This is a genomic window from Rubritalea profundi, assembly GCF_002954445.1.
Taxonomy (GTDB): Bacteria; Verrucomicrobiota; Verrucomicrobiia; order Verrucomicrobiales; family Akkermansiaceae; genus Rubritalea; species Rubritalea profundi.
This window is the reverse complement of sequence record NZ_MQWA01000001.1, coordinates 1,210,210-1,225,038: the sequence shown is the minus strand read 5'-3', so window position 1 is coordinate 1,225,038 and position 14,829 is coordinate 1,210,210. Positions and strand designations below refer to the sequence as shown.

The following is a 14,829-nucleotide window of genomic DNA, read 5'->3' as shown; positions in this document are numbered from 1 at the left end:
GGAAAGCTGTAATTATAGGCTGATCCCTATAATGAGAGAGCGGACTCAGCATCACTTGGTAATCTCTGTACCAATTCCTGAGTTGGTGAAGATTTCTAGGAGGAGGGAGTGGGCTTGGCGGCCGTCGATGAAGTGGACTTTGTCGACTCCGTTGTTTAGCGCGTCGAGGGCGGAGTTGATTTTAGGAATCATGCCGCCGGAGATTGTGCCATCAGCTATTAGGGCGGCGGCTCGCTCTGTGTTGATAGAGGGGATGAGGGTCTCTGGCTTGGATGGCTCTTGCATCAGGCCTGGAACATCGGAAAGGTAAATCAATTTTGCGGCACGCAGGTCTTTTGCGAGTGCTGCAGCGGCGAGGTCGGCATTGACATTGAGCGGCTTACCGGTGCCGAGCTCGGAGGCGAGCGGTGAAATGACCGGCACTATGTTTGCATTGAGCGCTTCCAGCATTTGCTCTTTTTGCGAGCCGACAACTTGACCGACGCGACCGATGTCGACGTGTTCGCCGTCATCGTTGATGCCTTTGATGCGCTCGCCGATGAAAACGTCAGTGCCGGGAACGCCGACAGCCTTGCCGCCGAACTCACGGAGCATATCCACGAGTCCTGGGTTGAGGATGTCAGTGAGAGTTTTTTCGACGATGGTAATTGCTTCAGGCGAAGTGACGCGGAATCCGCCGATGAATTCAGCCTTGAGGCCGGCCTCAGCCATGGCTGCTGAGATTGCTTTGCCTCCACCGTGACGATGACTGGGTTGACGCCAACTACTTCGAGAAAGACGATGTCGCGCATGACTTTCTTGACCAATTCTGGATTTTCCATAGCGGAGCCTCCCATTTTGATGAGAAATGTCTGACCGCGGAAAGCCTGAAGGTAGGGCAGGGCTTCGATTAATGTGGCGGCTTTGGCTGTGTAGGCTTCGAGAGACATCATGAGTGGAATTGAGGAGTTGGGGAATTTAAGTCAGCGCACGGCGGGCTGGTTTAGCGAGGATGGCGCTGAGCGCCCAGCCTGCGAGTAATGTGAGAGTGTAGACTGAAACTGGACTCCAGTAGTGGAGAATGTGGTAGAGGGTCAGGAAAATGAGCCAGATGGCGATCAATGAGATCAGGAATGCAGTGTTCCGGCGCATGTGGCCGTAGGCTAATAACCAAGCTGCGAGAATGGCAATGTCGGCGGTGAGGATGCATTCGAGCCAGCTGGGGAGGCGGCTGAGGGTCTCGGCCCCAGACACTCGGGGGGTGTAGGCTAGTTGAGATAGTTTAAAGTAGGGATCGCCGATGGCTTCAAATTTCGAGGTCCTATTACCAGTAGCAGTAAGGATGGCATTTCTCTGGGTGGCGCCAATAATACTGGCTTCAGCACTGAGGGCAGAGGTGATTGTCCTGGGTGGTGATTTTGCGGCAAAGCTAAGGTCTGGGTGGAAATGGCCAAATAGATCGATCGGGATGATGTTGCCTGAATTGCCTATGCGAATGTATTCACCCGCTTGAACGAGAAGTTGGTCGGGTGTGATTTTACTATTCTGCATTAAGCCCAATAATACTGAGGAAAACACGATACGGTCATTCCAGCGTGCTAACATCGGCAGTGATTCGCTAGGCTTCTCTGACTCGAGAACGTTGAATCCAGCGAAGGTGTTCTGTGGAAAGTCGATACAGGGTGGTATACTCAGGCTGTTGACGATGGGGAAGAACTCGGAGCCACCCACGACTTCAGATGCTGGGATCGATGCTAGCATGAATGCTGGCGGCAATGGCTCTGAACTGAGCGTGCGACGCAATGGCGCTGTGACGACTACGCTTTCGAAGCCGCGCATGGCTGTGGCTAGAGTGCTGTTCTCTTCTGGCTCATGCGCGGGCCAGTGCAGGTGTGTGCTCAGAAAAACCCTTTTGGCTCCTTGTTCTTTGAGGTTGTGTAGCGTGATGGCTAGGTCGGCTGGGTGATAGATCCCAAAGGCATTGACTTGCTCAGGGTCGTCATCGATCTCACATACCACATAATCGAGCGCTGAATGCGATGGGGGAGCAACTTCGCGGATGACCCTATCCCTCGTATCGGAGCTGGAGTTATCTTCGATTTTGGCTCCAATCCCAAATGCCTCATTTTTAACAGGCGAGAGCAGGTTGTCAGCCCAGATCAACTTCCCTGCAGGTTGCCATGCAAAAAGCGCGAACATACCCACCGCAAATGCGAGGAGTAAGATGAATGCCTGAGCTAATCGAAAGAGTGACAAGTCGCTGACTAATTAGAGGCTTGGTATTTCACTTTGGCGATATCGAGCACTGGTTGGATCGCATGTTCCACGTCAGTTCCTTTGATCACTTCTGAAAGCAGGCGACAAGCGGCCGGGATGTGTTGCTCAAACCATTCTTCGCCTTTATTAGAGACAAGGTTGCCGTAAGCTCCGAGAGCCTGCATCAGGCGCTGAGTGGCGCATTTCTTTAAAATGTCATCGATCGGCCGTTCCTCACTGATTTCTTCCCAAAGGTCGAGCAGCTTCTCCTGCTCTTCGGCGGAGTGCTCCATGTAAGGATCAAAGATAAGTGAGGCTATATCGTACTCCTGGCGACCACGGCGCATGCCTTGGAAGTCGATGAGGTAGGCCTCGTTGTCCTTTACAATGATGTTCTGCGACTGGAAATCGCGGTGCACGAGGTGGCGGGCTGAGGCTCCGAGGGACTTAGCCATCTTCTTGACCGCTGGGTCATTGCGCAGGAGCGCAGTCTCACCACTGCTCATGCCAAGGTAGATTTCGGCGAAGTTGTCGTAGAAGTAGTCTTGTTCCCAAGTGTAGAGCTCTGGGGTGAATGAGGGCTGGAACTCGAGGTCTTTTGGCGCGCGGGTGTAAAAGAGTTTGTCGAGTTGAGTGAGGGCGGAGCGATAGATCGGTTCGCGCACTTCCCAAGGCTCATCTTTGAGCGAAAGCAAGTCGACTTCGCCGAGGTCTTCGATCAAGGCGCAGCGACGGCCGGTATTGTCGTAGAGTACCTCTGGGACGTTGAGGTTGGCCTTCTTTAGAAAGACTGAAACCGGTAGGTAGTTAGCGTTATCAGCGCGCTCAAGTGTGTAATAGATGCCGATGTAGGTCGGGAAGCCTTTGGGTAAAATGCGCACGATGGTGCGGCCTGAGCCACCTTTAACGATTGGTTCGATAACGACCGAGTGTGTAGGCTCAAGTTTGAGGTGGGCGCGAGTTGCGGTGAGAAGGGTGTCAGTAGGCATAGCGAAAGGAATTTAGTAGGTGAAACTAAATTGTGTTTAAGTTTAGAGATCTTCGTTTTGGTGGACTCCAGCAGCATAGTCACGCACAATACAACCGTCGAGATCAGTATGTTCGGCGACCTTTGCTGATGGCCATACAATGGTGTTGCGAAGTTTTACGCCCTTTTCAATCACACAATTCGGTCCAATGAAACAGGAATCTGATTCAATCTCTGCGCTAGGGTCGATTTTTGCGCTAGGATGGATGGCTGGCTGTCGTTCTGGGACTTGTGGGTTTAGGTGCGCGGCGAGGTATTCTTCGCGGGTTCCGAGGTCTTGCCACCGCGCTCCATCTGCAATGTGCGCTCCTAGCTTTCCTTGTTCGGCCAAGGCTAAAAATGCGGGAACAATTGAGGTTTTTTCATTGGCTGGGATCAGATCGAGAATCTCGGGTTCGATGATGTAGATTCCGGTGAACTGGTGAGTGCCAGCGTGTAGTCCTCGCGCGTGGCGTAGGTCAATGACTTTATCTCCTTCGACCGCTACATTGCAATTCGGCCCATCAGAAAAGAGCGCGAGTGTCGCGATGTTGCCAGACGCCTTGTGGCTGGCGATTAGTCTTTTCAGGTCGAGATCGGTAAGGATGTCACCATTATAGATGAGCACTGGATCTGCTCCAATCCATTTAGCTATATTCTTAATGCCGCCACCAGTCTCTAGCAATACGGGTTCGTTAAAGAATTCGAGGCTGGCCGAGCCAAAATTTTTATCGGGAAATGCACGCTGCCATTCCTCTGCAAGGTGGTGAGTGTTGATGGCAAAAGAATCGATGCCTGCTGCCATACAATGAACCAGTGCCTGGTGAACGAGAGGCTCGTGATAGTATGGAATGAGGGGCTTGGGTAACTTTTCAGTTAGAGGGCGCAGTCGCGTGCCAAGTCCGGCTCCGAGAATGAAGGCTTTGTGTAGGTCGCTCACGGCTGGTAGTCTGCATTCAGATCCTTTGTTTGTGAAGTGAGAACTCAAGCTTCACAAACAAAGTGAAAATGGGCAAACCACGGGCTAGATTCAAGGTGAATTACCGAAGCCATCTGAACCATCTATACTGGGTCGCATCCTCAGGAATCCAGTGAGAGACACAGCTGTCTGATATTTATCAGAGATCGGGGTATTAGAGCTTGGCGGGTGTCTCCTCTGGACTATGTTTCCACTATGGCGCAGGCACTTTGGATGAGGTTACGGGAAGAGAAATGGGAGAACTATGCCGTGGCCGAGAGTAGTGCTGATCGTTTTCCTAAAGTACTTCAAGACTTAGCGTGCCGCAAGCGCGGGCGTTCCATGAAAGCTAGCCACGATGTCTGGCGTATGCTTTGTAAGGATGGTGTGCACTCTGCCGCAGTGGTGGTTGTACCCTATCTTGTGGAAACCCTCGAAATATCGATAAGCGATGTGCAGATTGAAATCTGCGACACATTAAAGAGCTGTGCCGTGTCTGCCTCTGGAGTGAGCGAAGAATGGGGTAAGACCTTACGTGACGTGCTTCTCAGCCAGGAGAAGACACTGAAGCACTACTCCAAGAAGGCGAAGGGCGACGCAGCCATTGCATATGCTGCCGCACTAGAAGCAATCGCAGCCTTGTCATAGCTGCGAGATTCGTTATCGATTCTCCTAATTTTATCATCTTTGATTTTTCGGTGTGAAGTTAGATTAGTGATATCATTAATAATAGTTAATTATTGTTTTTTGTAAGTCAGTGTCATCAATCCCTTTGCCTACCAAAGATTTAAAAAATGTTGGAATGAACACTTGTGTATATTCGTTCTACTTATAATGATGATAAGTGAATTCAAAAGAGGTGCATGTGGTGTAAAAGCCACGTGCGATGATGCTGATTGAGAATTCATCCCCCAACCCCCACCCCCCCCCCTAAGAAAATGAAAATTATTGTTACGACTGCAGCCTTGGCTACTTTTCTAGCTGTCGATTCCCGCGCTGATCTTGCTTATTCTGCGCCAGGAATGTTCTTAGCCAAAAAGGTTACAGGCCAAAGTATTAGTGAGACTGAAGATCTTGGTATGTATTGGAAATACACCGTAGAAGGTATCAAATGGCAGCTTGTTGCGGCAACCCCTCTAGACGGTTTTGTAGCGACCAACGGTAACCTACTTGGATCTAATGGAAACTCCAGCTTTCAAGGTCAATCCCACCTAAGTATCACAGTGAATGGAACAAATGTTGTTGCTGGAGAAACGCTCTACTGTGGGAAAATTGGTGAATCGCGTAGTGAAGATGTAGATTTTACGACCCCAATCGTATTTCATAGCAATGATAAAGTGAACATCAGTGTGAACTTCGAGCAGAGCACGAATATGACCGGTGATTCAGAAAGTTATGCTGTGGTGAAAGGTAAAGGCCTCAAAGAGCCTCCGGGACCAGAAGGTGAAATCAACGCAGTCCTCGGCAGTGATGACCACTGTCTAGTGTCCTGGAAAATATCTCGCTCTGAAGGTATCTATAGAACCATCGAACTTGATGTAGTTCCCGTTGTGTTCACTACTGTTTCACGCGATAACAAAGGTCACGGTAATAACGAAGATAGTGTAGATTCTAATAATACAGGTAATGCTTGTAGTGCTTGGTTAGACTCGGGTAAAATTACTCAAGCAATAGCCGATGACAATGTCATGTTAACGGAAGACCTTGACGAAGGTCGCCGGAAATAGAAATCCGATGACTTATCATTTATTCCGCCAAGTGCGAGTGACTGTACTTAGTGTAGCGTTGCTCGCCATAGGCTTATCAGACGGAGTGTCCGCAGAAGGTTTATCTAGGAGAGGTATTGTTTCTATTGATATCAATAAGATTACAGATGTATTGAGTTCAAATGGAGATAGCACCGTTATCCCAAAGAGGTGTGTGTTGCATTTACCTGCTGGACTAGAAAACAAGATAGCTAGGAAACCAAATCAAAAATACGCGAAATTTAGCGAATTTTATAGAAAGAATCAGACTTGGATATTCAAGATGGAAATCACGATGGCGGAAGCCAGAGGCGATACATTGATTAATATAGAGAAGCTAAATCGAGCAACAAAGTTAGGTAAAGTGGTGCTGGCAGTACACAATGGTCACCCCATAGCAGTAAGGACACCTATGAAACCCGCGAATGACGCACAAATAGTAGAAATTAGAAAATGAACAAATTTTACACAACAATAATGACGATAGCGGCGCTCAGTCTACCGAGTTATGGACAAGTAGTAGCGAGCGGTGACTATGTGTTAGAACTGGACATCGAGTCCTATGGTTTAAATCAAGGTGATAGCTCTCGGTGGGTATTTTCCATCGTTGAGCTGAACGCTAATGAAGAAGGCGAGACAACTGGAACCTACAATTCGTCCATGCCCGTTCTAAAGGGGCTCTGGCTCGGTCTTTATGGTTACGACCTCTTAGATCAGGCAAGTCTTTACTTAGACTCGACAGTAATGAGCAATGCCCCGCTAGCATCGATCAATATATGGTCTAAAGATACCAACAATACCGGTCCGTACCCGAGGACACGTGCGAATGAGAAGTTCTACGCAGATCTAAATTTATCTCGATTTTCGGCAGAAGGAGCTTTGGATAAAGACGGTGTGGCCCTAGGTATATCTACAAGACGCCTATTGATTGAGCGGTTCACACTGGATTATGAGGGCCCCAGTGATCGTCAATCCGCTTATGAAGAAGCCAATGATGAAACCCGTGTTATTTCATACCGCTTAGTCACTGCAGCCGGTATATTGAAGCTCATTGGCAATGATATTGTTGATGGCGTCGTTTCTGGCACCTTGACTGTAGGCGCTTTGACAGAACTCAGGCCGGATGAAAATGGTTTGGTTCAGGGCGAGGACACGATCCAAGTTTACCAGATGACGACAGATGACGTAAATAATCCTGGGTGGATACCCGTGGCGCAAACACACGTCAATATTTTGGGTGTAGAGGAAGCTGACGTTGCTGTGGACCTTAATGGTGTTCCACTAAACTCGGTCCAGCATGCCGCTGCTCCCGATGTGAAATTCGCTGTGCGTAATCTATATCCAGATAGCCGGACATATATCTCTATCAAAAATCCAGCCGGACTGGATATCTATACATCAGATGTTTTATACCATAATAGCACGACGGTGTCACAGGATGATGAACTCTCTATCAGCGCTTCTAAGTACCAGCATCTTGCCGTCAATGACGGGACATACACAGCTAACCTCGTAACCCTTACTGTTTTTTCTGATACGAATGACGACGGTAAGGGTGAGACTCCAGAAACGATCAAGTCTACCGCCTTCGAGATCATGCGCTCAATCAATGTCAATGGAGTCATGGTGAGCGGTTCAGAATAATTTCCCATACATGTGAAAGAGGCTAGCCTCCAATTAATTGAAATAATCGACGGGGACGATAACAGAGGTGGTGATCCTAAAATCCACCAGAATATGCGAGGTAAGTCAAAAAGAGTGGCGAGGTGACGTTTTTATGAAACACACCTCGCCATTTTTACGTACTTATGTTAACAATCTAGCGTAATGCGCGGTTTACTTTTTCTTCTACCTCTGAGTGTTGTGGCAATTTTTGCTGCGGTGATCTCATGCTCATCGTCCTCACCACCCGTAGTGATGGTGAAGCCAGTGTCTGGCGATCCAAGCCTAGGGTCCACCGCTTCGTATGTGAATGGTGGTTCTTATCGATCTGTGATGGAACGTCCACGCAAGCGTCCGGGCGATTTGCTGGGAGAGGTGAATGTTTACAAAGACATTATCCCACGTGGGGTGCACGCGCGTAAATATAAGCGTTATATGAAACCTAGGTATATAACTATTCATAGCACTCAGAATTTCTCATCAGGGGCAGATGCCATGAAGCATTCACTCGCTTTAAAAAATGGAGCGCTACGGGCATACAAACGCAAGGGTGGCAATCGCATTGGCTATCTTGTCTGGCACTATAGTGTCGATCAAACCAGAGCAGTGCAGCATTTGCCAACCAATGAGCAAGGTGAACATGCTGACTTTAGTGGTCCAGGAAACCTTTATTCGATTGGCATTGAAATGTGTGAAAATCGCGGGAATAGCCGTTCAAAAACAATCGAACGCACAGCGAAGCTTACAGCGTATTTGATGCACCAACACAAGATTCCGCTCAAAAATGTGGTCCCTCATTATCATTGGGCGCGTAAGGGGCTTTCTAAGCCACATAAGAATTGCCCGCACTACCTACTAGACAATGGGAGGCCTGGCAAGAAATGGCGTTGGTACCAAGGTCGTGTGAAGCATTACCACGATCAGATCACATCTTCTTCCCCGCGTTTCGCCGGTATTTAACTGCTTTAAGTGAGGCGACATAAACCGGTGACCCTCCACCGCGTCGATCGGTAGCATGTAATATTACTAATTTTCACGACTCGAAACATAGGTTGACAATGTCCGAGTAAAAGTACACTGATGGCTCTGCCAAACCGCAGGGAGCTCAGTCTTGTACTGAGCTTATTGTAAAAGAGGTCTTCAGGTTCTCCCCTGGAGGCCTCATTTTTTTAGTAAAAGACTCCTTTGGACGAGAATACCTAGATGCGGGTTGTTTGTGGGCTTGATTTCCCATGGAATCTAGCGAATGGTCTGCCCAAGTTATGGCAATCGAATCGATCAAATCAGTAGTAGGTAAGGCAGTTCCAGTGCCGGGTGCAGATGTGGATACCGACCGTATTATCCCTGCGCGATTCCTCAAGTGTGTGACTTTTGATGATCTCTCTGAAGGAATGTTCTATGACGAACGTTTCGAGCAAGACGGTTCAAGCAAGGGTCATCCGATTGATAACCCAGAATACTCAGAAGCTAGCGTCATGATTGTAGGTCCAAACTTTGGGTGTGGTTCCTCACGCGAGCATGCACCTCAGTCGATCCGCCGTTCAGGATTCAACGCGATTGTGGGAGTTTCCTTCGCCGAGATTTTCTTTGGGAATTCAGTCAACCTCGGGATGCCTTGCGTTTCCCTCACCCTTTCTGATAACGAAAAACTTTCTTCAATGGTGCAGTCTGATCCAAGCCTTGAGGTAGCAGTGGACCTTGAAGCTAAAACTGTCACTTGTGGTGGTGTGATCTTCACAATGGAGATGCCAAATGGCGCTCGTGAAGCCCTCATCAATGGCAAATGGGATACCATCGGTGAACTAGCCGACAACGTCGATGCTATCGATGCGACGGCCGCATCACTCGCTTACGTTCAGTAAGAGTGAAACACACTTTTTTAAGGCCACTTAAGTTTCCGCTTATGGGGCCTTTTAGTTTAGTCGATTAAGCAATCGGGCCGCCGACTTCTGAGTGGCGGAGCAAGAATTCCTGTGCCGCAGCACGGTAGGAGCGAGAGCCTATGCCGCTAGGGTCGTGCTCGAAAATTGTTTTTCCGTGAGAAGGAGCCTCGCCGATACGGATGGTGCGAGGAATGACATTCTCGTAGAGTTGATCAGGGAAGTAGTTGGAGACTTCTTCGACGACCTGACGAGAGAGGTTGGTGCGTCCGTCAAACATAGTCATGAGTATGCCTTCGAGCTTTAGCTTAGGCGCGGCACCAGATTCGCGGATCTGTTCGATGATATGGACGATTTTTGCAAGTCCTTCGAGGCCGAACCACTCGCATTGGAGCGGGATGAGAACTTCGTCGGCTGATGCTAAGGAGGTGGTCATCAGCACGCCAAGTGAGGGCGGGGTGTCGAGGATGACGTAATCGTATTGTTTACCACGCTTGAGAGCTGTGAGTAGTTTTCTGAGACGAGTGAGGTGGTCGTCGCTGCGGGCCAGTTCGATTTCTACTCCTGCGAGGTCCATGCCCGATGGGACGATGGAGAGATTCTCGATACGCGTAGGGATGATTTTGTCTTTGATTTTCGCCTCACCAATAAGTGGGTAGTACATGGATCCTTCACTGTCGGGCTCAATTCCTAAGCCAGAAGTCGCATTCGCCTGTGGGTCGAGGTCGAGTAAAAGCACACGCTGGCCTGCCTCTGCGAGTGCTGCTGAGAGTGAAATGGCAGTGGTGGTTTTCCCGACTCCTCCTTTTTGGTTGGCAATTGCGACTACGTTCATGGTGATAAAATGGCTGAGAATTTGGGGAGGTTGGCAGCTAAGTCGAAAAACTTATGGCTTAGCGTTGCAGCACGGCGTGAGACTTGCATAAAAGGGGGCGGACACGGAAGATAAAAGCGCTGAGTGATGAATATAGACGAACAATGGATACGAAAAGCTGCTGGCTGGAAAGCGATGAAGGAGGGGAAAGAAATTTTTGCTCGCGGAGTGGTGACCAAGGCTAGTCAAAACCAAGGGCTCATTGTCGGCGAAATTTCCGGTGGTGGAAAACCTCTCAGAGTGACCTTACGCATCCATAGCGACACTGACATCGATACAGTGTGCCCACGCATGGCATGCCGACGGACCGGTGAAATCTGTCAGCATGCCGTCGCCGTCATGCTGGGAGTCATCCATGGAGCGGGCGAGCAAAAGCAAGCTCCAGGGCGCGAGTCCAGCGGAGGCACTACCGAGCCACTTCCATCAAACATTCCTCAGCTCCGAGTATTGGTTCCTCCCAATTTCCCCAAGGGGCTACCAGAAGGTGGACTTTCCGTCAAACTTGAGAAATGCGAGACCGAGCGTCCATTAGCTGCAGGAGACGTCCAACTCGCTCGTTGGCTAGACCAAAATGCTGCGGGTAAAATCCCACCAATGCTAGGCGTGAGAGGGAAACAGGCATTGCAGTTACTCAAGGCGCTAGATGGGCATGCTGAATTGTTGTCTGGTGCGCGCCAGTTGCGTGTAGGCTCCAGTGGAGTGCGTGTACCTATGTATGTAGGAATGGATGATGAGCGTGTTGAGCTCGGCCTGTGTCACAGCGTGACCGAGCATGGTGCGGCATGGTTCGCTGAGGGTGAGCTTTGGCTTTGGGATCAAGAACAAGCTGTGCTGGTAGTGATTGACGTCTCTTCGGTGCTGAATGAGCGGCAGTGGCTTCGAGTCGCGAGCGGCAACCCAGTTTTTGTTCCACTGAAAAGTTTTATGCAGCAGATGGCTGCTTGGCAGAGTCTCGCGCTATGGGATGATGACTCAGCGTTGGGTGAAATTCCAATCGTCGAAGGGCAACCCGAGTTTAAACTCAGCTTAGAGGGTTCCACGAATAAACTCCGAGCCACACTCACGGCATGCTACACCCCAGAGGTGGCGCTGGTTCTTGGACTGTTCGGTGCAGATCCATTCAATTTCCCGGTGGCTGATTCTAGCAATGAAGGGCATTGGATCGACCGTAACCGTGATGCGGAAGATGATGCGGCAGGGCATTTGATGCGCTACGGATTCCAAATTACCGGAAGCAAAGGTGAATGGGAATTGTCCGGCGATGACGCTGTGATCGACTTCCTGACCGATGCGCTTCCTGAGTTAGAAGAAAAATGGTCAGTAAAAACCGGCGGTAAGCTGAGCTCTATCAAAGGCAACTTAGTGCGAGTGCGGCCACATATGGAAGTCCAAGGGAGTGGTGAAGATTGGTTGGCATTCGACTATGGTTTCCAAACCGACACTGGACGAGAAATCCCACGCGAGGCGATCCAAAAAATGTTGGCATCAGGTAAACGGACCGGCACTACGAAGAATGGCAAGCAAGTCGTGATTTCCCAGTTTGATGCCGAGATGATGGAGGCTGTCCTTCGCGACACGGATCCTCGACAGGAGGGCGGGAAGTACTATGTGCCAAAAAATCAAGGAGCCTACCTCAAGCGCATTCGAGAATACTACCAAGGGGAAAGCCGACCCGAACCGGACCGCTCAATATTACAGCGTTTGCCTGCCGTTATCACTGATGCTTTACGAGGTTATCAGGAGGACGGCATAGCTTGGCTCTATGAGCGCTGTGAGAATGAATCGGCAGCCTTGTTAGCCGATGATATGGGACTAGGTAAAACCCTACAGACTCTCGCTCTACTATGCCTCCGACAGGAAGTAGGAAAGCCGTCCTTAGTAGTGTGTCCGACCTCGCTGTTAGGTAACTGGGCGGACGAGGCAGCAAAGTGGGCGCCGCAGTTGAAAGTGCAGATTATGCACGGGCCGCAGAGGAAAGACCTTTTTAAATCCATTTCCTCAGTGGATGTGATCATCACAAGCTATGCTCTCGTCGTTCGCGACCTTGCGGAGTATCAAAAGTTAGATCTTAATACATTGGTATTAGATGAAGCCAGTGTGATCCGTAATCCAGACACCCAGTCAGCAAAGGCATTGCGCAAGCTTCAGGCTGGAGCTCGTGTGGCTCTGACTGGAACTCCAGTGGAGAATGCCGTGCGTGATCTGTGGTCGCTCTACGCCTTCCTATTACCAGGCTATTTGGGGTCTAAAGAGGATTTTAAGAATCGCTACGAACTCGCTCTCGCTGGTGCTCAGCCAGATGAAAATGCTCTGCGTCGACTGCGGTTGCGCGTAGAGCCATTCATGATCCGTAGGACAAAAGCGCAAGTAGCCAAGGATCTACCACAGAAGTTAGAGCAAACGCTTTGGTGTGAGCCATCTAAATTACAAAAAGAAGCTTATCAAGAAATTCTACGTCAAGGAGTGGTTAAAGTGGATGAACTAGAAGGTGGACGCGCTAGGATGCAGATGTTGACAGTCTTATTACGCCTACGACAGGCGAGCTGTGATCTACGTCTTCTAGGGGACGAATCGATGTCTGAGCACGAGCTCTCGTCACTATCTTCAAAGTTGTCGATGTTGGTCGAACTCCTAAACGAAGCCAAACGCGGGGGCCACAGAGTGCTCGTATTTAGTCAATTCACTAAGATGTTAGGGTTTATCAAGGTCGAGCTGGAGAGGGAGGGAATTAGCTTTGCCTACCTTGATGGTTCTACTCGTGACAGATCGGGAGAAGTGAAGAAGTTTCAAGCCGCCAATGGTCCAGATGTGTTCTTGATCAGTCTGAAAGCTGGTGGTTACGGACTGAACCTTACTGCGGCTGACACAGTGGTACACTTCGACCCCTGGTGGAACCCAGCAGTGGAAGCTCAAGCGACTGATCGAGCGTACCGGATTGGTCAAACCAAGCCAGTGACCGTCTATAAGCTGATCGCGAAGGGGACGGTGGAAGAGAAGATCCTCAAACTCCAAGAAAGGAAGCGTGGTCTCATCGGAGCAGCCATCGGTGATGAATCCGAGCCAATGATGACTGGTCTCAGTGGGGATGATATGCGTGATTTGTTAGGCTAGAATCACCTCTAATACATTCTTGCTGAGCAGTTAGAATTTTGAGAGATTTACTCCATGAGTGTTTCTACTGTGTCAGAAGAAGATGCGCGTGCGATGGTGCGGCTGGTCGGTGAAACCGCTGCAGTCGCAGCTACGGGCAGCTATCAGAAAAGCCGAGATTTTTTACTGAGTGGGCTAATAGAGCTTGTTGATGCCGATGCGTGGGCGTGGACCCTAAGAAGCATCAGATTTTTTATCTCACAAATCAAACAGGGGGGATGGGTGAAGGGCAGTGGACAGCGGTGGCTGCAGCGGTAGAACACCCAGCTATGGCTAGCGCGGCCAAAGGATTCGGAGAAGCTTGGATGAATACCCGTGAGCCAATAACAATGAACCGTGAGAAGATCGACCCAGAGAATGTGGCTCGTGAAGGAGAGCTTAAGGAAATGTGGGATCGTACAGGCTTTGATGGATTGATCATGAGTGGGCATCCTGTCGACGAGGAATCCTATAGCCATATTGTCATTTATAGAAAAATGAGTAAGGGAGCTTTTACTGAACGACAAACCCAGATGGCACACATTGTATTATCCGAAGTTAAATGGCTGCATGCTCAAGGCTGGCCAGAAGATCGAGGCGCCACGATACCTAAGTTGACTCCGCGTCAGCGCTCAGTGCTCACCATGCTCACTGGTGGGCACTCTCGCAAAGAGATGGCCTCGGCTCTAGAGATTTCTGAGAATACGATTTCAGGCTATGTCAAAGACGTCTACCGCCATTTCGACGTGCATTCACAAACGGATCTGGTGCGTAAGTTTTCTGGAATGACTTAAGTGTAGATCTGACTTCCCAAGAAGGGACTAAAGTATTAGAAAACGACTGACATGTTCAGTGTATCCCAACTATCCGACGACCAGAAAAAGCAGATTGTAGCATGGGCTGAAGCCGGTGCCCAACTTCCTGATATCCAGAAAAATCTGCAGGAGAATTTTAAAATTCAAATCACCTATATGGACACACGCTTTTTAGTGTTAGATCTCGGAATTGAGTTAATAAAAGAAGTGGTGGTTGAGGAACCAGCAGAGGCTGAAGTAGTGAAAGTTCCAACAGGATTTGTCGATGCGAGCGTCGATGAGGTCGAACGACCGGGAGCATTGAAGTCGGGTTCAGTTACCTTTAGCGACGGAGAGCAGGCTTTATGGATGATTGACCAATCTGGCAGTCTAGCTCTTGATCCCGAAACTCCTGGCTATGAAGCGGAGGAAGAAGACCTCATCAAGTTTCAGGAGAAACTCCGAGACCTACTCACTTAAGTTTCCACGCAAATTGATGATGAAAATGCTATTTGGCTTGAGTTTTCTATTAGCGTTTCTGTGTGC

The 14,829-nt window shown here is 49.4% G+C and carries 15 protein-coding genes; 10 read left to right on the top strand and 5 right to left on the bottom strand.

All coding sequences use genetic code 11. From position 1 onward, the window contains the following. Positions 1 to 51: 51 nt before the first annotated feature. From argB to BSZ32_RS05290, 4 genes are all read right to left on the bottom strand, one after another. The gene (gene argB, locus BSZ32_RS05305; RefSeq protein ID WP_240610570.1) at positions 52 to 711 is read right to left on the bottom strand and encodes an acetylglutamate kinase; all 660 of its coding nucleotides are present in this window, start codon (positions 709 to 711) and stop codon (positions 52 to 54) included. A gap of 246 nt (positions 712 to 957) precedes the next feature. Continuing rightward, positions 958 to 2,235, bottom strand: coding sequence for a hypothetical protein (locus tag BSZ32_RS05300; RefSeq protein ID WP_129589604.1), 1,278 nt, complete (start codon positions 2,233 to 2,235; stop codon positions 958 to 960). 8 nt (positions 2,236 to 2,243) lie between these two features. Beyond that, positions 2,244 to 3,224: a phosphotransferase gene (locus BSZ32_RS05295; protein WP_105042467.1), complete on the bottom strand. Its 981-nt coding sequence runs from the start codon at positions 3,222 to 3,224 to the stop codon at positions 2,244 to 2,246. A 42-nt stretch (positions 3,225 to 3,266) separates the two neighbouring features. Beyond that, positions 3,267 to 4,181, bottom strand: a complete 915-nt coding sequence (locus tag BSZ32_RS05290) for a nucleotidyltransferase family protein (protein ID WP_165788657.1) — start codon at positions 4,179 to 4,181, stop codon at positions 3,267 to 3,269. A 234-nt stretch (positions 4,182 to 4,415) separates the two neighbouring features. Here BSZ32_RS05290 and BSZ32_RS05285 point away from each other — a divergent pair, with 234 nt between their 5' ends. The 6 genes from BSZ32_RS05285 (at position 4,416) to leuD (ending at position 9,468) form a co-directional block, all read left to right on the top strand. Continuing rightward, positions 4,416 to 4,847: a hypothetical protein gene (locus BSZ32_RS05285; RefSeq protein ID WP_105042465.1), complete on the top strand. Its 432-nt coding sequence runs from the start codon at positions 4,416 to 4,418 to the stop codon at positions 4,845 to 4,847. Positions 4,848 to 5,137: 290 nt separating this feature from the next. Beyond that, positions 5,138 to 5,926 carry a hypothetical protein gene (locus BSZ32_RS05280; RefSeq protein WP_105042464.1) on the top strand — a complete coding sequence of 263 codons (789 nt, stop codon included), beginning with the start codon at positions 5,138 to 5,140 and terminating at the stop codon, positions 5,924 to 5,926. After that, the gene (locus BSZ32_RS05275; RefSeq protein ID WP_165788656.1) at positions 5,904 to 6,401 is read left to right on the top strand and encodes a hypothetical protein; all 498 of its coding nucleotides are present in this window, start codon (positions 5,904 to 5,906) and stop codon (positions 6,399 to 6,401) included. Before BSZ32_RS05280 ends, BSZ32_RS05275 begins: the two co-directional genes overlap by 23 nt. Then, a complete protein-coding gene (locus BSZ32_RS05270; protein ID WP_105042462.1) occupies positions 6,398 to 7,588 on the top strand; it encodes a hypothetical protein in 1,191 nt (396 codons plus the stop codon). The genes BSZ32_RS05275 and BSZ32_RS05270 overlap by 4 nt, the downstream gene beginning before the upstream one ends. Before the next feature lie 183 nt (positions 7,589 to 7,771). After that, positions 7,772 to 8,566 (top strand): peptidoglycan recognition protein family protein, encoded by a 795-nt coding sequence (locus BSZ32_RS05265; RefSeq protein WP_240610569.1) that lies wholly within the window; start codon positions 7,772 to 7,774, stop codon positions 8,564 to 8,566. A 302-nt stretch (positions 8,567 to 8,868) separates the two neighbouring features. Then, positions 8,869 to 9,468 carry a 3-isopropylmalate dehydratase small subunit gene (leuD, locus tag BSZ32_RS05260; protein WP_105044776.1) on the top strand — a complete coding sequence of 200 codons (600 nt, stop codon included), beginning with the start codon at positions 8,869 to 8,871 and terminating at the stop codon, positions 9,466 to 9,468. Between the two features lie 64 nt (positions 9,469 to 9,532). On the opposite strand, the gene BSZ32_RS05255 is transcribed toward leuD, so the two are convergent. Next, positions 9,533 to 10,321, bottom strand: coding sequence for a ParA family protein (locus tag BSZ32_RS05255; protein WP_105042461.1), 789 nt, complete (start codon positions 10,319 to 10,321; stop codon positions 9,533 to 9,535). A 126-nt stretch (positions 10,322 to 10,447) separates the two neighbouring features. Between BSZ32_RS05255 and BSZ32_RS05250 the strand changes: the two genes are divergently transcribed. Genes BSZ32_RS05250 through BSZ32_RS05235 form a run of 4 tightly spaced genes read left to right on the top strand, consistent with a single transcriptional unit; the run spans position 10,448 to position 14,763 of the window. Continuing rightward, positions 10,448 to 13,471 (top strand): DEAD/DEAH box helicase, encoded by a 3,024-nt coding sequence (locus tag BSZ32_RS05250; protein ID WP_105042460.1) that lies wholly within the window; start codon positions 10,448 to 10,450, stop codon positions 13,469 to 13,471. A gap of 54 nt (positions 13,472 to 13,525) precedes the next feature. Then, the gene (locus BSZ32_RS18695; protein ID WP_105042459.1) at positions 13,526 to 13,768 is read left to right on the top strand and encodes a hypothetical protein; all 243 of its coding nucleotides are present in this window, start codon (positions 13,526 to 13,528) and stop codon (positions 13,766 to 13,768) included. Next, a complete protein-coding gene (locus BSZ32_RS05240) occupies positions 13,729 to 14,283 on the top strand; it encodes a helix-turn-helix transcriptional regulator (protein ID WP_105042458.1) in 555 nt (184 codons plus the stop codon). The genes BSZ32_RS18695 and BSZ32_RS05240 overlap by 40 nt, the downstream gene beginning before the upstream one ends. Before the next feature lie 51 nt (positions 14,284 to 14,334). Beyond that, positions 14,335 to 14,763 (top strand): hypothetical protein, encoded by a 429-nt coding sequence (locus BSZ32_RS05235; RefSeq protein ID WP_105042457.1) that lies wholly within the window; start codon positions 14,335 to 14,337, stop codon positions 14,761 to 14,763. Positions 14,764 to 14,829 lie beyond the last annotated feature (66 nt).